The organism is Rhizobium sp. WSM409, from assembly GCF_057653825.1.
Genome location: NZ_CM172794.1, coordinates 3,618,569 through 3,637,470, shown reverse-complemented (window position 1 = coordinate 3,637,470; position 18,902 = coordinate 3,618,569). Strand labels below are relative to the sequence as shown.

Annotated in this window: 17 protein-coding genes; 10 read left to right on the top strand and 7 right to left on the bottom strand. The window is 62.8% G+C overall.

Features of this window, described 5'->3' with window-relative positions; genetic code table 11:
• The first annotated feature begins 6 nt into the window (after positions 1–6).
• The 6 genes from AC25BC_RS18030 (at position 7) to AC25BC_RS18005 (ending at position 8,428) form a co-directional block, all read left to right on the top strand.
• A complete protein-coding gene (locus AC25BC_RS18030; RefSeq protein WP_012758904.1) occupies positions 7–1,716 on the top strand; it encodes a methyl-accepting chemotaxis protein in 1,710 nt (569 codons plus the stop codon).
• A gap of 245 nt (positions 1,717–1,961) precedes the next feature.
• Complete coding sequence (locus tag AC25BC_RS18025; RefSeq protein WP_012758903.1) at positions 1,962–3,884, top strand: HAMP domain-containing methyl-accepting chemotaxis protein; 1,923 nt, start codon at positions 1,962–1,964, stop codon at positions 3,882–3,884.
• A gap of 209 nt (positions 3,885–4,093) precedes the next feature.
• On the top strand, positions 4,094–5,902 hold the full coding sequence (locus AC25BC_RS18020) for a methyl-accepting chemotaxis protein (protein ID WP_128438528.1): 1,809 nt from the start codon (positions 4,094–4,096) through the stop codon (positions 5,900–5,902).
• On the top strand, positions 5,899–6,381 hold the full coding sequence (locus AC25BC_RS18015) for a chemotaxis protein CheW (RefSeq protein WP_012758901.1): 483 nt from the start codon (positions 5,899–5,901) through the stop codon (positions 6,379–6,381). The genes AC25BC_RS18020 and AC25BC_RS18015 overlap by 4 nt, the downstream gene beginning before the upstream one ends.
• 30 nt (positions 6,382–6,411) lie before the next feature.
• Complete coding sequence (locus AC25BC_RS18010; protein WP_012758900.1) at positions 6,412–7,269, top strand: CheR family methyltransferase; 858 nt, start codon at positions 6,412–6,414, stop codon at positions 7,267–7,269.
• Positions 7,270–7,330: 61 nt separating this feature from the next.
• Positions 7,331–8,428: a protein-glutamate methylesterase/protein-glutamine glutaminase gene (locus AC25BC_RS18005; RefSeq protein WP_012758899.1), complete on the top strand. Its 1,098-nt coding sequence runs from the start codon at positions 7,331–7,333 to the stop codon at positions 8,426–8,428.
• Positions 8,429–8,510: 82 nt separating this feature from the next.
• Here AC25BC_RS18005 and AC25BC_RS18000 read toward each other — a convergent pair whose 3' ends face one another.
• Positions 8,511–9,251 (bottom strand): 3-oxoacyl-ACP reductase family protein, encoded by a 741-nt coding sequence (locus AC25BC_RS18000; protein WP_012758898.1) that lies wholly within the window; start codon positions 9,249–9,251, stop codon positions 8,511–8,513.
• A gap of 74 nt (positions 9,252–9,325) precedes the next feature.
• A complete protein-coding gene (locus AC25BC_RS17995) occupies positions 9,326–9,904 on the bottom strand; it encodes a TetR/AcrR family transcriptional regulator (protein ID WP_041935571.1) in 579 nt (192 codons plus the stop codon).
• 218 nt (positions 9,905–10,122) lie between these two features.
• On the opposite strand from AC25BC_RS17995, the gene AC25BC_RS17990 reads away from it, so the two are divergent.
• The 3 genes from AC25BC_RS17990 to AC25BC_RS17980 all read left to right on the top strand — a co-directional run bounded on the left by AC25BC_RS17990 (position 10,123) and on the right by AC25BC_RS17980 (position 13,177).
• The gene (locus AC25BC_RS17990) at positions 10,123–10,923 is read left to right on the top strand and encodes an inositol monophosphatase family protein (RefSeq protein ID WP_012758896.1); all 801 of its coding nucleotides are present in this window, start codon (positions 10,123–10,125) and stop codon (positions 10,921–10,923) included.
• Between the two features lie 112 nt (positions 10,924–11,035).
• Positions 11,036–12,142 carry a MotA/TolQ/ExbB proton channel family protein gene (locus AC25BC_RS17985; RefSeq protein WP_012758895.1) on the top strand — a complete coding sequence of 369 codons (1,107 nt, stop codon included), beginning with the start codon at positions 11,036–11,038 and terminating at the stop codon, positions 12,140–12,142.
• Between the two features lie 3 nt (positions 12,143–12,145).
• Positions 12,146–13,177 carry a peptidoglycan -binding protein gene (locus tag AC25BC_RS17980; protein WP_012758894.1) on the top strand — a complete coding sequence of 344 codons (1,032 nt, stop codon included), beginning with the start codon at positions 12,146–12,148 and terminating at the stop codon, positions 13,175–13,177.
• Here AC25BC_RS17980 and AC25BC_RS17975 read toward each other — a convergent pair whose 3' ends face one another.
• The 5 genes from AC25BC_RS17975 to AC25BC_RS17955 form a co-directional block, all read right to left on the bottom strand.
• Complete coding sequence (locus AC25BC_RS17975; protein ID WP_012758893.1) at positions 13,178–14,428, bottom strand: RNA polymerase sigma factor; 1,251 nt, start codon at positions 14,426–14,428, stop codon at positions 13,178–13,180.
• Between the two features lie 7 nt (positions 14,429–14,435).
• Positions 14,436–14,774: a YciI family protein gene (locus tag AC25BC_RS17970; RefSeq protein WP_012758892.1), complete on the bottom strand. Its 339-nt coding sequence runs from the start codon at positions 14,772–14,774 to the stop codon at positions 14,436–14,438.
• 272 nt (positions 14,775–15,046) lie between these two features.
• Complete coding sequence (locus AC25BC_RS17965) at positions 15,047–15,235, bottom strand: YegP family protein (RefSeq protein ID WP_003552601.1); 189 nt, start codon at positions 15,233–15,235, stop codon at positions 15,047–15,049.
• Between the two features lie 285 nt (positions 15,236–15,520).
• Positions 15,521–16,513, bottom strand: coding sequence for a Bug family tripartite tricarboxylate transporter substrate binding protein (locus tag AC25BC_RS17960; protein ID WP_012758891.1), 993 nt, complete (start codon positions 16,511–16,513; stop codon positions 15,521–15,523).
• Positions 16,514–16,656: 143 nt separating this feature from the next.
• Entirely contained in the window at positions 16,657–18,459 is a 1,803-nt protein-coding gene (locus AC25BC_RS17955; RefSeq protein ID WP_012758890.1) for an ABC transporter transmembrane domain-containing protein, read from the bottom strand.
• A 192-nt stretch (positions 18,460–18,651) separates the two neighbouring features.
• Between AC25BC_RS17955 and rpmE the strand changes: the two genes are divergently transcribed.
• Positions 18,652–18,873, top strand: a complete 222-nt coding sequence (gene rpmE, locus AC25BC_RS17950; protein WP_003542805.1) for a 50S ribosomal protein L31 — start codon at positions 18,652–18,654, stop codon at positions 18,871–18,873.
• Positions 18,874–18,902 lie beyond the last annotated feature (29 nt).

The window sequence follows — 18,902 nt, the reverse complement described above, 5'->3', positions numbered from 1 at the left end:
TGGACGATGCGACTGACAATAAAGACGAAACTGGTGACCGCGTTCACCTTCATCATTCTGATGCTCGTAGGCACCGCCGCTTACGGTATCTTCAGCCTTGGATCGCTGAACGACACGATCGATAAGCTTCTTGCCGGCCCGGCAGCCCGCCTCGATCTCGCGCAGCAGATCAACATTGCCCAGCTCGAGGCCATCCGCCAGCAGAAGAACCTGCTCACCGCCCGCAGCGCAGACGAGACGGCCGGCGCGGTCGCGAAGGGCAATCAGGCCCGCAAGGAGTTCACCGACGCCTTCAACCAGGTGCTGGCGCTGGCGACGGAAGAAGGCAAGGCGCGCTGGGCGCGCATCGCCGAACTTTCCAAGACCTTCAATGCGGCCGACGATCAGATCCGTGACTATGTGAAGGCCGGTAATGCCGAAGGCGCAAATACCGTCTCTGTTACGACGGCGCGGGCCGCTGCCAACGATATCGACGCGACGCTCAGCGAAATCCTGGCACTTGAAAAGCAGCGCATGAAGGCTGCCGACGACGGCGCCGAAGCGCAGTACACGACGACACGCACAATGATGGTTGCGGTCGCAGCCGTCGCCCTGCTGATTGCCGCCCTCACCGCCTTCTGGATCGCCAGCACGATCAGCAAGGGCCTCGGCCGTGCCAACACCGTGGTGCGCGAAGTGTCGGAAGGCGATCTGACCAAGATGGCCGACATCACCAGCCATGACGAAATCGGCGAACTTCTGGGCAACGTCAATATCATGATCGAACGTCTGCGCGGCGTCGTTGCCGACGCACTGTCGGCCGCCGACAACGTCTCTTCCGGAAGCCAGCAACTTTCGGCGAGTTCGGAACAGGTATCGCAGGGCGCCACCGAACAGGCGGCGTCGGCCGAAGAGGCTTCCGCCTCGATGGAGCAGATGGCCGCCAACATCAAGCAGAACGCCGATAACGCCGCCCAGACCGAAAAGATCGCCCGCCAGTCCGCCAAGGACGCGGAGATGAGCGGTGAAGCGGTGACGCGTGCTGTCGACGCCATGCGCACGATCGCCCAGAAGATCGGCATCGTCCAGGAAATCGCCCGCCAGACCGATCTCTTGGCTCTCAACGCTGCCGTGGAAGCGGCTCGTGCGGGAGAACACGGCAAGGGCTTTGCGGTGGTCGCTTCGGAAGTGCGCAAGCTTGCCGAACGCAGCCAGTCGGCGGCTGCCGAAATCAGCTCGATGTCGAGCGACACGGTCAAAGCTGCCGCCGATGCCGGCGATATGCTCGGCCGGCTGGTGCCCGATATCCGCAAGACGGCGGAACTGGTCTCCGAGATCAGTGCGGCCTGCCGCGAACAGGATATCGGCGCCTCGCAGATCAATGAAGCGATCCAGCAGCTCGACAAGGTGACGCAACAGAATGCCGGCGCTTCCGAGCAGATGTCGGCAACCTCCGAGGAGCTCGCCTCCCAGGCAGAGGAACTGCAGACGTCAATCGCCTTCTTCAAGGTCGATACGGCAGGCAACGGACGGTCCGGCGCCCACAAAGCGCAGCCAAAGGCTTCGGCCAAGGCGCTCAAGGCCCCGGCCGCTGGCCGCAAGCCCGGCCTGCAGGCTCACAGCCAAGGCCGCGGCCAGACGGTTTCGGCTCAACAGCAGCGCCTCAAGGGCTTTGCTCTCGATATGTCGATGGGCGGTCCAGACGCCAGCGACGACGACTTTAGGGAGAGCGCATAAGCGCTCCCCCGGGGAAAGCGCGTGAGCGCTTCGCCTCAATGTGATCCCTCGGGCTGCTCCGGCGGCCTGAGGCGAGAACATCCCCCAACGCATGTAGGCGTTGGCGCTGCGATGGATAGATGTCCGGCTGCCGGGAAGTGAATTTAGTCGCTTTTCCCCGTTTCAGCACATCACTTTCCAAGCTTGACGTCCCGCCAAGGGGACATGTCTCTCCATTCGTTTTGACCGCAAATCGGGGGTATCACATGCGTTTCACCATTAAACTCAAACTGGGTCTTGCCTTTGGCATCATGACGCTGCTGCTGATCGGCATCGCGGTTTATGGAAGCCTGAGCCTCGGCACCTTGAACGAGGCGAGCGGCAAGATGATCGACGGCTCTGTGCGCCGCCTGGAACTGGCGCTGAACGCCAATATTGCCGAAGTCAACGCCATCCGCGCTCAGAAGAACGCTCTGCTTTCCACCGATCCTGACGCGGCTGCCGGCTTCTACAAGGAAGCCGACCAGAATTTGCAGGTCATGTTCGATGCCGTCGATGCCGGCCTTGCGATCGCCTTGCCGGAAGGCAAACCCCATTGGGAGAAGCTGCGGACGGTCGGCGGGAAATTCCGTGAAAAATCCGCCGAGCTGCAGCAGCTTGACGCCAAGGGCGACAAGGCCGGCGCGCTGGCGCTTTCACTCGGCGACCTCCGGGCGATGACCGGCGACATGGGCGATGCGATCTCCGCCCTTACCGAGATCCAGCGCAAGGGCATGCAGGCGACCAACCAATCGAACACCAATCTCTACACCTCAACGAAGCTGATCCTCACCACTGCTTCCGGCATCGCAGTGCTCATCGCGCTCGGTGCTGCGCTCTGGATCACGCTTGGAATCAACAATGGCTTGAGGAAGATCACGACCGTCGTAAACGCCGTCGCAATCGGCGATCTCAACCAGAAGGTCGATGTCAAGACCAATGACGAGATCAAGGATCTCATCAATACGGTCAATGCCATGACTGCCAATCTGCGTGCCACGGCAGCACTTGCCGACCAGATCGCCATGGGTGACCTCAGCACCGATGCCAAGCCGCTTTCGGACAAGGATGCGCTCGGCATCGCGATGCAGAGCATGATCTCCAACCTGCGGACCACCGCCGGCATCGCCGATCAGATCGCAAACGGTGACCTGACGGTGTCTCCAAAGCCGCTCTCCGACAAGGATGCGCTGGGCATCGCGCTCGAACAGATGGTCGAACGCCTGCGCGGCGTCGTTGCCGATGCGATATCGGCCGCCGAGAACGTCTCTTCCGGCAGCCAGGAACTTTCGGCAAGCTCCGAGCAGGTGTCGCAGGGCGCCACGGAGCAGGCGGCTTCCGCCGAAGAGGCTTCCGCCTCGATGGAAGAGATGGCCTCCAACATCAAGCAGAACGCCGACAATGCCGCCCAGACCGAAAAGATCGCCCGTCAGTCGGCGAAGGATGCGGAAGCCAGCGGCGAGGCTGTCTCCCGCGCTGTCGACGCGATGCGCACGATTGCCCAGAAGATCGGCATCGTCCAGGAAATCGCCCGCCAGACCGATCTTCTCGCCCTCAACGCTGCCGTGGAAGCGGCTCGTGCGGGTGAGCACGGCAAGGGTTTCGCAGTCGTTGCATCCGAAGTGCGCAAGCTTGCTGAACGCAGCCAGTCGGCTGCCGCCGAGATCAGCTCGATGTCGAGCGATACGGTGACGGCGGCCCAGGAAGCGGGCGAAATGCTCGGCCGGCTGGTGCCCGATATCCGCAAGACGGCCGAGCTGGTTTCCGAGATCAGTGCCGCCTGCCGCGAACAGGATATCGGGGCGGCCCAGATCAACGAGGCGATCCAGCAGCTCGACAAGGTGACGCAGCAGAATGCCGGCGCCTCCGAGCAGATGTCGGCAACCTCGGAGGAACTCGCCTCCCAGGCTGAAGAGCTGCAGACGTCGATTGCCTTCTTCAGGGTCGACATGGCAGGCGGTCGCCGCGAGCGTGCGCCGGCTGCAAAACTCACCGTCCGCAACCGGCCTCCCGCCGCACCTCGCAAACCGGCTGGCAAGGCGCCGGCCAATACGGTGGCCGGCCAGCAGGCCCGCGTGAAGGGTTTTGCCCTCGACATGTCGATGGGCGGTCCCGACACGGTCGACGAGGAATTCCGGGAGAGCGCATAGCGCTCCCCTGGGGAAAGCGCTTAAGCGCTATCGCGTCGCACTCGTCGCGGGCCAGCTAATGCGCCCGCGAGGCATGCTTCCGGCGCCTGCGGTTGTCGGCACGGAGATCCGTGGGCAGTCTTCGTCCGCCGGAAGGTTTTGCTGCATGACGCAGCGCCAAGGAATAGCCGGTTCACACTTATTACGTCGCTCTCACAAAGGATATTGAGATGCGTATCACGATCAAGCTTAAGCTCGCGGCCGCGTTCGGCTTCGTCATTTTGTTGCTGGTGGGCAGCGCGGTGTATGGGATCATCAGCCTCAGCACACTGAACGACGCCGTCGGCGACCTTGTCGCGGGTCCTGCAAAAAGCCTGGAACTGGCCCTGGAAGCAAAAGCTGCGGAGCTCAGTGCCATTCGCTGGCAGAAGAATGCCCTTCTGGAAATGGATCCCGAAGTGGCCAGGAAGAACTACCAGAACTCGGCGAAGAGCATGGACGAAATGCTGGCCTATGCGGTGAGTGGCCAACAGCTTGCAACTGTCGACGGCAAGCCCACGTGGGATAGGCTGATCGAACTGGCCAAGCGTTTCACCGAGGGCTCCCACAAAGTCGCCTCCATCCAGGAAAGTGGTGACAGGGCAGGGGCCAATGCCCTGTCGTCGGGAGAGGTTCGCGCCCTCGTTACGGAACTGGAAGACGTCTTCGCGGCGCTCGTTGCGCAGCAGCAGAAGTCAATGGCGCAGGCCGATGACGATACCGAAACCCTTTATGGTTCCACCAGGAACCTGCTGATCGGCATCGCCGTCGGCGCCTCCGTCATCGCTTTTGCCGCCGCATTGTGGATCGCCCTCGGCATCAACAGCGGCCTGCGTAAGATCATGAACGTCGCCAACGCCGTCGCCACCGGCGACCTGAACCAGAAGGCCGAGATCAACAGCAACGACGAGATCAAGGACCTGGTGAACACGATCAACGTCATGACGGATAATCTTCGCAGCACTGCTGGTATCGCCAGCCAGATCTCGAACGGCGACTTGACCGTGTCGCCGAAGCCGCTTTCTGACAAGGACATGCTGGGCATTGCGCTCGAGCAGATGGTCGAGCGTCTGCGCGGTGTCGTCTCTGATGCGGCGGCTGCCGCAGAAAATGTTTCGGCCGGCAGCCAGGAACTGTCCTCGAGCTCCGAGCAGGTATCGCAGGGCGCCACCGAACAGGCGGCTTCGGCCGAAGAGGCTTCCGCCTCGATGGAAGAGATGGCCGCCAACATCAAGCAGAACGCCGATAACGCCGCCCAGACCGAAAAGATCGCCCGCCAGTCGGCCAAGGATGCTGAAGCCAGCGGGGACGCGGTGACGCGCGCCGTACAGGCGATGCGGACCATTGCCGAGAAGATCGGTATCGTCCAGGAAATCGCCCGCCAAACCGATCTCTTGGCTCTCAATGCCGCCGTCGAAGCTGCTCGTGCAGGCGAACACGGCAAGGGCTTTGCGGTGGTGGCTTCGGAAGTGCGCAAGCTTGCCGAACGCAGCCAGTCGGCTGCTGCCGAAATCAGCTCGATGTCGGGCGATACCGTCAAGGCCGCTCAGGAAGCGGGCGACATGCTTGGCCGGCTGGTGCCGGATATCCGCAAGACGGCGGAACTGGTCTCCGAGATCAGCGCCGCCTGCCGCGAACAGGATGTCGGCGCTTCGCAGATCAACGAAGCGATCCAGCAGCTCGACAAGGTGACGCAGCAGAATGCCGGCGCCTCCGAGCAGATGTCCGCAACCTCGGAAGAGCTCGCGACTCAAGCGGAAGAATTGCAGGCCTCGATCGCCTTCTTCAAGGTCGATACTGCAGGCAACCGCCAGTCCCGCACGCCGGCCGCCAGGATGACGGTTCGCAGCCCGGCTCCGGCCGCCGGCCGCAAGCCTGCACCCAAGAAGCCGGCCGCCAACAGCGTCGCCGGCCAGCAGGCGCGGGCGAAAGGCTTCGCTCTCGATCTCTCCATGGGCGGTCCCGATGACGGAGACGCCGAATTCAAGGAAAGCGCATGATCATGGCCACGACATCTTTGGAAGCGCAATTCGTGACCTTCAGCCTCGGCGAGGAGATTTTCGCCGTGCCGGTTGAGGTGGTACGGGAAATCCTCGACTATGCGGAAGCTTTCAAGATTCCGAATGGTCCCGACTATCTGCTCGGCCTGCGCGACGTGCGCGGGCAGGGCGTGCCGACGATCGATCTTCGCTTGAAGCTCGGCATGACGAAGACCGTGCCGACGCCGCACACGCGGGTGCTCGTCCTCGACGTGCCGATGGAAAACCGGCTGCTGACGCTTGGCCTCGTCGCCGATCGCGTCTTCGAAGTCACGCCATTCCGGCACGAGCAGATCGAGGCGGCGCCTGATATCGGCGTGCGCTGGCGCTCGGACTATATCGCCGGCGTCGTTCGCCGTGAAAACGGCTTCGTCGTCATCATCGACCTTGCACGGTTGCTGTCGCGCGAGGACGCCTCGGTACTGCAATCGGCGGCCTGACCCGCGCATCAACTCGGAGTACTGCATTCTATGAGTATGGCAGCAGCGGTGGAAACCCAATTGCCGGGCGACCGGATCAGCAAGCGCAATTTCGATAAGCTTGCCCGGTTCATCTACGATTATAGCGGCATCAAGATGCCGCCGACCAAGCTGACGATGCTCGAAGGGCGGTTGAGGCGCCGCCTTCGCGCAACCAACCATGCGACCTTCGACGATTATTGCGATTTCCTGTTCAATCATGACGGCCTCGACCAGGAAACCGTCTACCTGATCGACGTGGTGACGACGAATAAGACCGACTTCTTCCGCGAAGCCAAGCATTTCGACTATCTGCAGACGGTAGCGCTGCCAATGATTGTCAATAGCGGCGTTCGGACCATCCGCACCTGGAGTTCGGCCTGCTCGACGGGAGCGGAACCCTACACGATGGCGATGGTGCTGGCGGAATTCGCCGAAGGCCGCAACGACGTCTCCTACAGCGTTCTGGCGACCGACCTTTCCACTGATGTGCTGCAGACGGCGCGCCGGGGCATCTACCCGGAAGATTTGATCGCGCCTGTGCCGCGCGATCTGCAGCGCAAATACGTGCTGACAGCCAAGCAGCCGGGTCGGCGGGAGGTGCGTATCACGCCGAAACTGCGCAGCAAGATCGGTTTTGCCCGCATGAATCTGATGGACGAGAAATACGCGATCGGCGAGTTGATGAACGTCATCTTCTGCCGCAACGTGCTAATCTACTTTGACAAGCAGACTCAGGCCGGTGTTCTCAACCGCCTCTGTGCCTGCCTGGCGAAGGGCGGCTACATGTTCATCGGCCATTCTGAATCAATCACCGGCTTCGATCTGCCGTTGAAGCAGGTCTCGAATACGGTGTTTCAGCGTATCTAAAGCGCATTGCGTCATCCCAAAACCGCTGCGCACTTCTGGACGGCATGCATTAGGGGCATTCATGGCTAAGAAAATCCGCGTTCTCATCATCGACGATTCCGCCAGTATCCGCCAAACGCTGACCCATGTGCTGGAGCAGGATCCCGATATCGAGATCATGGCGGTGGCATCCGACCCCTTCATGGCGGCGCGGAAACTGCAGGAGGAGATCCCCGATGTCATCACGCTCGATGTGGAGATGCCGCGCATGGACGGCATCACCTTCCTGCGCAAGCTGATGTCGCAGCGGCCGATCCCCGTCGTGATGTGCTCGTCGCTGACGGAGGCGGGATCGGAAACGCTGCTCCAGGCGCTGGAGGCCGGCGCCGTCGACGTCATCCTGAAATCGAAGATCGGGGCTGCCGACAGCCTTTCCGACGATGCGATGCGTATTCGCGAAGTCGTCAAGAGCGCCTCGCATGCACGGCTTTCCAACGTGCGCCGCGCCGCCGGAACCATTCGCTCGGCTTCGGCGGAAGGGCCGGCCAAGAAGCTGACGGCGGATGTGATGCTGCCGCCACCGACGGGGCGGGCCATGGCGAAGACAACGGAGATGGTCGTCTGCGTCGGCGCCTCCACCGGTGGCACCGAAGCGCTGCGCGAGTTCCTGGAGGAACTGCCGGCCAACGCGCCTGGCATGGTGATCGTCCAGCATATGCCGGAGAAATTCACCGCCGCCTTCGCCAAGCGGCTGAACGGGCTTTGCGAAGTCGAGGTCAAGGAAGCCGTCGATGGCGATCCGGTGCTGCGCGGCCATGTGCTGATCGCACCAGGCGACAAGCACATGCTGCTCGAGCGCCAGGGTGCGCGCTACTATGTCAGCGTCAAGACCGGGCCGCTGGTGTCGCGACACCGGCCTTCCGTCGACGTGCTCTTCCGCTCGGCGGCGCGCTCGGCCGGCTCGAACGCCATGGGTATCATCATGACCGGCATGGGCGACGACGGCGCGCGCGGCATGCTGGAAATGCATCAGGCCGGCGCCTACACGGTGGCGCAGGACGAGGCGAGTTCAGTCGTTTTCGGCATGCCGAAGGAGGCGATCGCCAAAGGCGGCGTCGACCGTATCCTGCCGCTCGATCAGATCGCTCGCGAAGTTTTGATAACGCAGCAGAAGTTTTAAGTCGGTTTCAACGGAACCGGCTGAAGCCGGCGGTATCGCAGGATGCCGCCGGTTTTTGGTTACAGCCCTGCAAATTCCCTATTCAGGCGAGATAACCGCCGTCGATCGTCAGGCTGGCGCCGGTGACGAAAGCGGCCTCGGCACTGGCGAGATAGGCGGCGAGGCCGGCGATCTCGCGGTCCTCACCCAGGCGGCCAAGTGCCATCAGCGGCTTGAGGCGCTGATGATCGTCCTCATTGGGGTTCATGTCGGTCGCCGTCGGGCCGGGCTGGATGTTGTTGACGGTGATGCCGCGTGGGCCGAGATCGCGGGCGAGGCCGCGGGTCATCGAGGCGATTGCGCCCTTCGTCATGCTGTAGACTGCGGAGGTTGGAAAGCCGCTGCGATCGGCGGTGACGCTGCCGATGGTGATGACGCGGCCGCCTTCCTTCATGTGTCTTGCCGCTGCCTGGATGCCGACGAAGGCAGCGCGGACGTTGACGGCGAACATCCGGTCGAAATCTTCGAGCGAATAGTCGTCGAGCGGGTTGAGGATGAGAATGCCGGCATTGCTGACGAGAATGTCGAGACCGCCAAAATGCCCGGCTGTCAACGCGACGGCATCCTGTACGGCCTTCGCATCGGCACTGTCGGCCCGGATCGCCAGCGCCCTGCCGCCAGCAGCCTCCAGCTCGGCGACGATCGCCTTCGCCTTGTGCTCCGAGCTGGAATAGGTGAAGGCGACGGCGGCGCCATCAGCGGCGAGCCTTCGGACGATAGCGGCACCGATGCCGCGCGAGCCGCCGGTGACGAGGGCGATCTTGGTGGAAAGGGGTTGAGACATGCAGGTTTCCTTTGTTTCTGGATTGATCAGTCTAGAATTGCTCATGGAAAGGTCAGTTCGGAGTTGTCCGTTCGTCAGCGGAGGCTTCTGATTGCCATGTGTGCGATACCGCGGAGCGTCTCGGATTGGGCGCCGTTTCGGGCGCTGACTTTCATGCCCGACAGCGTAGCGCCGAGAAACGGAATGGCGTCGGCGATATCGATCTCTGTTGCGAGTTCTCCGCTCCTGCGAGCCTCAGCGAGAAGGCTTTCGATCGCCGCGTGAAGCGCGCGGCCGGCGCTGTCCGTAAGAGCTGCGACCTCGGCATCGGAGCGGCCGAATTCACAGATGGCGCTGACACCGAGGCAGCCGCGCCGGGCCTCGGCAGCGGGACGCGAGGCGAAAGCGACAAGAGCACCTTCCAGCGCCTCGATCGGCCGACCGTCGTGGCGAAGATCGGCGATGATCTTATCGATGCTCTCCACATTGTAGCGCTTCAGCGCTTCCAGATAGAGACCGCGCTTGTCGCCGAAGGTGTCGTACATGCTTTGGCGGCTGATCTTCATCGCCGTCAGCAATTCCTCGGTTGAGGTGCCTTCATAGCCATGCTCGGTAAATACGCCGATGGCGGCATGAAGGGCGGTGTCGCGATCGAATTCCTTGTGTCGTGCCATGACCAGGCTTCTACTCTTATTGGACTGGTCTGTCCAGAATAAAATGAATAGTTTCCGACGCCGCAGGGCAGCCATGCGTGCGTCCCCTTGAAATTTCCCTGATTTTGTGGTCTTGAGGCCGCCAATCTTCGCAGCGCTGCCTGTCATGCATGGTCAGGGACACTTCCCGCCCCTGGCAGCGCGCGCGCCCCGTATCAGTCCCAAGGAAAAATGCGCCGATGGCCCGTTCAGCTCTTCTCAATGTCATGGTTCAGGCTGCCCTCAAGGCAGGAAAGTCGCTGGGGCGTGATTTCGGCGAAGTGCAGAACCTGCAGGTTTCCGTGAAAGGACCGGGCGACTTCGTTTCCACCGCCGACCGCAAGGCCGAAAAGATCGTCAGGGAAGAGCTGCTCAAGGCGCGTCCGACCTATGGCTTCCTCGGCGAGGAAAGCGAGGAAATCAAGGGCACCGACGGCGCGCATCGCTGGATCGTCGACCCGCTCGACGGCACGACGAACTTTTTGCACGGCATCCCGGCCTTCGCTGTCTCGATCGCGCTCGAACGCAATGGCGAGATCGTCGCCGCCGTCGTCTTCAATCCGGCGACCGACGAACTCTATACCGCCGAGCGCGGCGGCGGCGCCTTCCTCAATGACCGGCGCCTGCGCGTCGCTGCGCGCCGGGCGCTGTCGGATTGCGTCATCGGCTGTGGCGTGCCGGCGCTTGGCAAGCGCAATCACGGCAAGTTCCTGGTCGAGCTTCGTCACGTGATGGGCGAAGTGGCAGGCATCCGCCGCCTGGGTTCGCCGACGCTTGATCTCGCCTATGTCGCGGCCGGGCGTTTCGACGGTTTCTGGGAAGCGGAACTGGCGCCCTGGGACGTGGCGGCCGGCATCCTGCTCATCCGTGAAGCCGGCGGTTTCGCGACCGACTGGGAGGGTGGCGCGACGATGCTGGAGAGCGGCACAATCGTCGCCGGCAACGAGATCATCCACAAGGCGCTGATCGAAGTCGTCAAGCGGCCGGTTCCCGCCAAGTGACCGAACGAAAATCTGGCTGTTGTAAAGTCACGGTTTTCTCCCCGGCATACTTCAATTCGGCACAATGTTGTTCTAGTCTCCGCCAGCAGGGAATCCGGAGGCTGCGTAACCTATGGAAAATGTGAATGTGGCGGAGATCGGCTCCACCGAAAAGACGACGGGCATTTATGCCAACAGGCTTTCGAGCCCCATGCCCTTCCTCTGGACGATGCTGCTTTTCCTCGTGATCGTCGGTTTTATCGCCGCTATCCTCTTCCGCCAGACGCAGACCGCCTTCATGCACAATCCGGGCCTCAACGGCCTGATCGTCGGCGTTCTCGCGGTCGGAATCATCCTTGTTTTCAACCATGTACTGGCGCTTCGCCCCGAGGTGCGTTGGTTTAATTCCTTCCGCGCCGCCGGCAGCGTCGACAAGGTCAACCGCAATCCGCGGCTGCTTGCGCCCATGCGGGCGCTGCTCGGCAGCCGCAAGTCCTCAGCGTCGCTGTCGACGACGGCGCTGCGCTCGATCCTCGATTCGATTGCCAGCCGCCTCGACGAATCGCGCGACGTTTCACGCTACCTGATCGGCCTCTTGGTCTTCCTCGGCCTGCTCGGCACCTTCTGGGGCCTCATCGGCACGATTGGTTCGATCAGCATTGTCATCCAGTCGCTCGATGCCGGCTCGAACGGCACGGGGGACGTGCTCTCGGCGCTGAAGGAAGGGCTTTCCACGCCGCTTTCGGGCATGGGCCAGGCCTTCTCCTCCTCGCTGCTCGGCCTTTCCGGTTCGCTCATTCTCGGCTTCCTCGACCTGCAGGCCGGCCGCGCGCAAAACCGCTTCTATATGGAGCTGGAAAACTGGCTCTCCTCGGTCACGGATGTCGGCTCCGATCATCTTGCCCCGGCTCTCGACGCCGTTGCCGGCGCTTCGTCGGACGACATGCGCGCGCTCTCCGATTATCTGCGCAAGGTCTCGGAAGAGGGTGGTGCCGGCAGCCAGCGCTCCGTCGCCGCCATGGCGAGCCTTGCCGAAGGCATTCAAGGCCTCGTCAAGAACATGCGCAACGAGCAGCAGATGCTGCGCGACTGGATCGAGGCACAGCAGGACGAGGCGAAGGCGATGCGCCGCACGCTCGACCGGCTTGCCGAACGCATCGGCGTGCAGGAGCGCGCAGGCGAGAGGGGCGAGCGTTTGCGCGACCGCGCCAGCCAGGCAGAAAAGAGCGAGGGCAAGTAAGCCATGGCTCTAGCCCGCAACCGGCGCCGCGAACGCACGGTCGATTATTGGCCGGGCTTCGTCGACGCGCTGTCGACGCTGCTCATCTCCATCATGTTCCTGCTGACGGTCTTCGTCGTCGGGCAGTTCATACTCAGCCGTGAGATCACCGGACGCGATGAGGTGCTCAATCGTCTTAACAGCCAGATCAACGAGCTGACGCAGCTTCTTGCGCTGGAAAAGGGCAGCAACCAGGATCTCCAGGATTCGGTCGCCAATCTGCAGGCCTCGCTTGCCAGCGCCGAAGGCGACCGGTCGCGGCTGCAAGCGCTGCTGAGTGCCGGTTCGGGCGGTCAGGATGCGGCGCAGAAGCGGATCGGCTCGATGACGCAGGAGCTCGACGAGCAGAAGCAGGTGAGCGAACGAGCGCTCAGCCAGGTCGAACTGCTAAACCAGCAGATCGCAGCGCTTCGCAGCCAGATTGCCGCCGTCGAAGCAGCCCTTCAGGCGTCGGAGGATAAAGACCGGGTCTCGCAGACCAAGATCGCCGACCTCGGCAGCCGCCTCAACGTGGCGCTTGCCGCCCGTGTCCAGGAGCTGAACCGTTACCGTTCCGACTTCTTCGGCCGTCTGCGGGAGATCCTCTCGGACCGCGAAAATATCCGCATCGTCGGCGACCGGTTCGTCTTCCAGTCGGAAGTGCTGTTTCCCTCGGGCGGCGCCGATCTCAACCCGGAAGGGCAGACCGAGATGGCGAAGCTTGCTAGCGCCCTTCTCGATCTCGCCAAGGAAATTCCGCCCGAGATCAACTGGGTGCTGCGCGTCGATGGCCATACCGACAATGTGCCGCTTGGCGGAACGGGCCGCTATCGCGACAATTGGGAACTCTCCTCGGCGCGCGCGATTTCGGTCGTCAAATTCCTGATTGCACAGGGCGTACCGGCCGACCGGCTGGTTGCCGCAGGCTTCGGCGAGTTCCAACCAATCGCGCCTGGCGATACGCCGGATGCGCGCTCTACCAACCGCCGCATCGAGCTGAAGCTGACCGAGAAGTGATTAACTTGATATCGCCTGCCGCGCGTCCCTTAGCCGGACGGCGAGAAAATCGCGCACGGCGGCGCTGTCGCTGAGGCCGATCGCCGTCATATAGCTATCGGCTGCCGCGGTATGATCACCGGCCTGAGCCAGGAGAAAGGCACGCACCGCCCAGTAGGGCTGGTAGCTTGCGATGTCTCGCGGATCGAGCTTGTCGAGCCGCTCCAGGCCGGCAGTGGCGCTGAACGCCCTGCCGATCACCGCAGCCTGGCTGACATGCGCACCCAGCGTCGGCTTCATCATCACCAGCGCCGCGTAGAGTGTCGTCAGCGCCTGCCAGTCGGTCGTTCCCGACAGCCGGCGCGCCGCATGCACGGATTGGATCGCTGCCTGGCACTGGAAGGGACCGAAACGGTCGAAGCTGCCGGCCTTGCGCAGCAGCGCATCCGCCTCGGCAATCATGATCGCGTTCCACGCGGTCGTATCCTGCTCGTCCAGCGGCACATATCGGCCGCTATCGTCGCGCCGGGCGCTGCGGCGGGCTTCGCAGTGAAGCATCAGCGAGAGCAGGCCGATCGCTTCCGGTTCGTCCGGCAGCACTGCCAGAAGCGCACGGCCGAGCCAGATCGCCTCGCCGGCGAGCGAATGGCGTTCGTTCTCTCCGTCAAGACCGTCCCAGCCGAGACCGTAAGCCGCGTAGATCGCCGAAAGCACCGCGGCCAGCCGCCCGGGTAAGGCGGGGCGAGGCGGGACGGCGAAGGGAATGCCGGCATCGCGGATCTTCACCTTGGCCCGCACCAGCCGCTGGCTCATCGTTTCTGGCGAAACGACGAAGGTCCGTGCGATGGTTCTCGCCTCGATGCCGAGAACGGTCTGCAGCATCAGCGCCGTATGCACGGAGCTGTCGATGGCTGGGTGAGTGCAGGCAAAGAGCAGCTTCAGCCGCTCATCGGGAAAGACGGCGTTGCCGGCCGCGTTCATGCGTTCCTCCGCCTCCTCGAAGGCGACCGATATCGTCGTTTGCGCATTGGCCTCGACGGTGCGGTGGCGGGCAGCCTGCATGAGGTTGCGGCGGGCAGCCACCAACAGCCAGGCTTCCGGATTGCCGGGAACGCCGCGCTCCGGCCAGACGCGAAGCGCCGAAGCCAGCGCTTCCGACAATGCGTCTTCTGCCGCCGGCACGTCGCGCGAGCGGGCGGCGAGAAAGGCGATCAGCTTGCCGTAGGACTGACGCGCCACCTTTTCGGCAGCGCGTCTGGCATCGGGCGGCATGACTGCCTCACATCTGCAGGCGCGGGCGCACCTCGACCGACCCCTTGTCGGAGATCGGAACGCGGATTGCCCATTCGAGCGCGGTGTCCATGTCGGGGACGTCGATCAGATAGAAGCCGCCGAGCTGTTCCTTGCCGTCCGGATATGGCCCGTCCTGCACATCATGGTCCTCGCCTTTGCGGCGCACGATCGTGCCGGTCTCCGGGCCTGTCAGCCCGGCGCCGCCAGTCATGATCCCTGCCTGGGCGAGTGCCTGGCTGTAGGCGACCCAGCCGTCGCGATAGGCGGGATCGCTACGGCGGGCGAAATCCTCGGCGGCTTCGCGAATGATGAGAGCATATTGCATGGAAAACTCCTGATCTCGTTGCTGACGTTGATCCGGGCATCCCGATGTCGGGGATCGAGATCCCGAAAGCCATGAAGCCCGGCGGAGCGGCGCGGCCGTTCCGAAACAATGAGGCGCGGCCACCGGTCGTTTCGACATGGCTTTCGAAAAAAAATGCTAAAAAGAAAAATGGCGCCCGAAATCGCAAGCAAGCGAGCCGAGCTCAAGGGCGCCGGCGCTGCTTACGGGCGCGAAAGGGCAGGGCGGCAATCACGCCGCCGCTGCCGGTCTGCTCAGGATTCGGCCTTCGTCTGATCGACGATTTCGGCACTTGGCGTGTTCTTCTTGATGGATTCGATTGCACTCATGGCGGACGCCTTCGCCTTGTAGCCCTCTGACGAGAACATAGCTTCCCCGTTCGATGCTTTGAAGCGGAAGCGGAACTCGCCGGCCTTATCCTTATAGACTTCGAATTTATACATAGATGTCTCCCGAAATCCCAAAACGCTGAATTGCAACCATCAGCTTAGCGGAGGCTAGATCAAAATGGCGAGCTTTTCCACTGCCTTAATCAGGATTGGGTTGCTTAGCGTCCAATTGTCACCGTTTCCATTGGACGCAAGCGAATGAGGGGGCGCCAGCGCCTATGCCGAGAACAGGATGATTTCAGCCCGGGTCGGCCTAAAATCTGAATCCTGTTCTCATTTAAAGAATAGAGCATGATGTCATCCGAAAGCCGCTCACACTTTTCGGCATCATGCTCGGCATCACTCCATCTGGATGTTGGCGCCCTTGACGACCGGTCCCCATTTGGCGAGTTCGGCCTTCACATGGGCGGCGAGTTCTTCCGGCGTCGAGCCGACGATGGTGGCGCTGAATTCCTTCATGCGTTCAGCGACAGCTGGGTCGGCGAGAGCCTTTTTAGCCGAGGCGTTGAGGCGCATCACCACTTCGTTCGGCGTCTTGGCCGGGGCGAAAAGCGCGTTCCAGGTATAGGTCTCGTAACCTGGAATGCCTGACTCGGCGACGGTCGGCACGTCGGGGAAGGACGGCGCACGCTCGGCCGTGGTCACCGCCAGCGCCCGCAGAGTACCGGCCTTGATGTGGCTCGACGAGGAGGGCAGGTTGTCGAACATGATCGACACCTGGTTGCCGATGACGTCGTTCAATGCCGGACCGGCGCCCTTATAGGGGATGTGCTGCATGCTGACGCCGGCCATGGACTTGAAGAGTTCACCGGAAAGATGCAACGGCGTGCCGTTGCCCGATGAGGCGTAGCTGTATTTGTCTGGCTCGGCCTTCAGCAGCGCGACCAGCTCCTGCACGGTCTTTGCCGGCAGTTCCGGATTGACGACCAGCACATTCGGCACGACGACGAGCAGCGAGATCGGTGCGAAATCCTTTTCTGCATCATATGGCGTCGATTTCAGGATCAGCGGATTGAGGGCGTGGGTCGCGACTGTGCCCATCAGGATGGTGTAACCGTCCGGTTCTGCGCGGGCGACGTTACCGGCGCCGAGATTGCCGCCGGCGCCGGCGACGTTCTGGACGATCACTTGTTGGCCGAGATCCTCCGACATCTTCTGCGCGACGATGCGGGCGACGACATCGGTCGAGCCGCCGGCCGCGAAGGGGACGACCATGGTGATCGTACGATCGGGAAAATCCGCAGCGGTGGCAGACGCGCCGACGGCAAGGGCCGCAAGCACACCGAAACCGAGCGCAAGGCCCGCACGTCGCGTCATATCGGAAAGCGCCATTCCTATCTCCTCCCAAGGATTTCAGCAGCAATATCCCCACCCCGGGGAATGAAGAGGTTAGGGCAGGACGCGCGAAAGACAACCGCAGAGAGGCGCGGCGGGTTCAGACTTTAGTCGCTGTTGGCTGGAGAAGTGCGCCCTGGCTATTTCGCGGCGGCGAGCACGTCCTCATTGGCGGCGTCGAATTGCAGCCGCGCCAGCCGCGCATAGATGCCGCCATGGCGGATCAGGCTCTGATGCGTGCCCTCTTCGACGACCCGGCCCTGATCCATGACGAGAATGCGGTCGGCCTTCAGCACGGTTGCCAGGCGATGAGCGATGACGAGCGTCGTGCGGCCGTCCACCAGGCCGTCGAGCGCCTTCTGCACCAGGGTCTCGCTTTCGGCGTCAAGCGCCGAGGTCGCCTCGTCGAGCAGCAGCACCGGCGCGTTCTTCAGGATGGCGCGGGCGATGGCGATGCGCTGGCGCTGGCCGCCTGACAGAGTGATGCCGCGTTCGCCGACCTCGGTCTCGTAGCCCTGGTCCAGCCGGGCGATGAATTCGTCGGCCTGCGCGGCAAGGGCTGCGGCGCGGACTTCGTCACGCGAGGCACCGGGACGGCCGAAGGCGATGTTGTCATGGATCGAGGCGGCAAAGATGGTGACGTCCTGCGGCACGATGGCGATGCGCTGGCGCAGTTCGTCGGGCGTCGTCAGCTGGGCATCGACACCATCGATCTTCACGCTGCCCTGCTGCGGATCGTAGAAGCGCAGCAGCAGTGAAAAGACGGTGCTTTTACCGGCACCGGAAGGGCCGACGATGGCGACGGTCTCACCCGGCGTGATCGCGAAGCTTAAGGCATGCAGCGCCGATTTTCCGGGGCGCGAGGGATAGGCAAAATGCACGCCTGAGAATTCGACGCGGCCGCGGCTGGGCGAAGGAAGCGGCTCAGGGCTGGCGGGGGCGGTGATCGGCGAGACCTCGTCGAGAAGCTCGGTCAGCCGGTCGGCAGCGCCGGCTGCCTGCGAGAGTTCACCCCAGACCTCCGACAGCGCGCCCAGCGAACCGGCGGAGATGACGGCATAGAGCAGGAATTGGCCGAGCGTGCCGGCCGAGAGCGTGCCGGCAAGCACGCTGTGGGCGCCCACCCAGAGAACGGCGACGACGCTGCCGAAGATCAGCGTGATGGCGATCCCCGTCAGCAGCGCGCGCGAGCGGATGGCGGCGCGGGCGGCCTCATAGGCGGATTCGACGGCGGTGCCGTAACGCGTTGCTGCGGCGTCTTCGCCGTTGAAGGCCTGGACGGTGCGGGTCGCGGCGATCGTCTCGTTGGCGAAGGCGGAGGCCTCGGCGAGCGTGTCCTGGGCTGCGCGTGAGCGTTTGCGCACCGAGCGGCCGAAGGCGACCAGCGGGAAGACGATCAGCGGGATCGCTCCGATGACGAGGCTCGAAAGCTTCGGCGAGGTGACGATCATCATGCCCATGGCGCCGATACAGAGGATGAGGTTCCTCAGCGCCACCGAGGCGGTGGCGCCGACGGCGGACTTGATCTGCGTCGTATCGGCGGTCAGCCGCGAGACGATCTCGCCGGACTGGTTGACGTCGAAGAAGGAGGGCGACAGCCGCGTCACATGGGCAAAGACGTCGCGGCGAAGATCGGCGACGATGCGCTCGCCGATGGTGATGACGAAATAATAGCGCAGCGCGCTGGCGACCGCGAGTACGATGGCCATGACCATCAGCATGGCGAAGTAGCTGTTGATGAAGCGGCCGTCCGACTGGGTGAAGCCGTGGTCGATCATGCGGCGCACGGCGAGCGGCAGCGCCAGCGAGGTGATGGCGGCAAGCGCCAGCGACATCAGCGCACCAGCCACCAGGCCGCGGTAACGCATGACATAGGGTGTCAGCCTGCCGAGCGGTCGCAGCGATCGCTTCTTGTTTACCTCAGCCCGTGCCTGCTCTGCCAAATCGTCTCCGATCGCCCGCAGGACCCGCGCAATGCGGCCTGTTGGCTCTTGTTATCTAGGCGTCCTTCATGTATAGGCACCGCATCCTAATGGGAAGCCGTAGCCATCCGACTGCGGCTTCATTTATTCAATCGGTTCGTTGGCCGCAACTGCATGCGGCAAATTGAACTCCGGTATCGCAGGAAGATTGTTATGAAGGCAGGCATCCATCCCGAATATCACATGATCAAGGTGGTCATGACCGATGGCACTGAGTACGAAACCCGCTCGACCTGGGGTTCGGAAGGCGCTGTCATGAACCTCGAAATCGATTCCAAGTCGCATCCGGCCTGGACCGGCGGCAACCAGCAGCTCATGGACCGCGGTGGCCGCGTTTCCAAGTTCAACAAGCGTTTCGGCGGCCTCGGCCTCTAATCGCTTCTGCTCGACGGAATTCGAAGACA

What these genes read in the sequence shown, in the direction of transcription:
- AC25BC_RS18030 (WP_012758904.1), top strand. Translation starts at nt 7, where the DNA reads ATGCGACTGACAATAAAGACGAAACTGGTGACCGCGTTCACCTTCATC.
- AC25BC_RS18025 (WP_012758903.1), top strand. Translation starts at nt 1,962, where the DNA reads ATGCGTTTCACCATTAAACTCAAACTGGGTCTTGCCTTTGGCATCATG.
- AC25BC_RS18020 (WP_128438528.1), top strand. Translation starts at nt 4,094, where the DNA reads ATGCGTATCACGATCAAGCTTAAGCTCGCGGCCGCGTTCGGCTTCGTC.
- AC25BC_RS18015 (WP_012758901.1), top strand. Translation starts at nt 5,899, where the DNA reads ATGATCATGGCCACGACATCTTTGGAAGCGCAATTCGTGACCTTCAGC.
- AC25BC_RS18010 (WP_012758900.1), top strand. Translation starts at nt 6,412, where the DNA reads ATGAGTATGGCAGCAGCGGTGGAAACCCAATTGCCGGGCGACCGGATC.
- AC25BC_RS18005 (WP_012758899.1), top strand. Translation starts at nt 7,331, where the DNA reads ATGGCTAAGAAAATCCGCGTTCTCATCATCGACGATTCCGCCAGTATC.
- AC25BC_RS18000 (WP_012758898.1), bottom strand. Translation starts at nt 9,251, where the DNA reads ATGTCTCAACCCCTTTCCACCAAGATCGCCCTCGTCACCGGCGGCTCG.
- AC25BC_RS17995 (WP_041935571.1), bottom strand. Translation starts at nt 9,904, where the DNA reads ATGGCACGACACAAGGAATTCGATCGCGACACCGCCCTTCATGCCGCC.
- AC25BC_RS17990 (WP_012758896.1), top strand. Translation starts at nt 10,123, where the DNA reads ATGGCCCGTTCAGCTCTTCTCAATGTCATGGTTCAGGCTGCCCTCAAG.
- AC25BC_RS17985 (WP_012758895.1), top strand. Translation starts at nt 11,036, where the DNA reads ATGGAAAATGTGAATGTGGCGGAGATCGGCTCCACCGAAAAGACGACG.
- AC25BC_RS17980 (WP_012758894.1), top strand. Translation starts at nt 12,146, where the DNA reads ATGGCTCTAGCCCGCAACCGGCGCCGCGAACGCACGGTCGATTATTGG.
- AC25BC_RS17975 (WP_012758893.1), bottom strand. Translation starts at nt 14,428, where the DNA reads ATGCCGCCCGATGCCAGACGCGCTGCCGAAAAGGTGGCGCGTCAGTCC.
- AC25BC_RS17970 (WP_012758892.1), bottom strand. Translation starts at nt 14,774, where the DNA reads ATGCAATATGCTCTCATCATTCGCGAAGCCGCCGAGGATTTCGCCCGC.
- AC25BC_RS17965 (WP_003552601.1), bottom strand. Translation starts at nt 15,235, where the DNA reads ATGTATAAATTCGAAGTCTATAAGGATAAGGCCGGCGAGTTCCGCTTC.
- AC25BC_RS17960 (WP_012758891.1), bottom strand. Translation starts at nt 16,513, where the DNA reads ATGGCGCTTTCCGATATGACGCGACGTGCGGGCCTTGCGCTCGGTTTC.
- rpmE (WP_003542805.1), top strand. Translation starts at nt 18,652, where the DNA reads ATGAAGGCAGGCATCCATCCCGAATATCACATGATCAAGGTGGTCATG.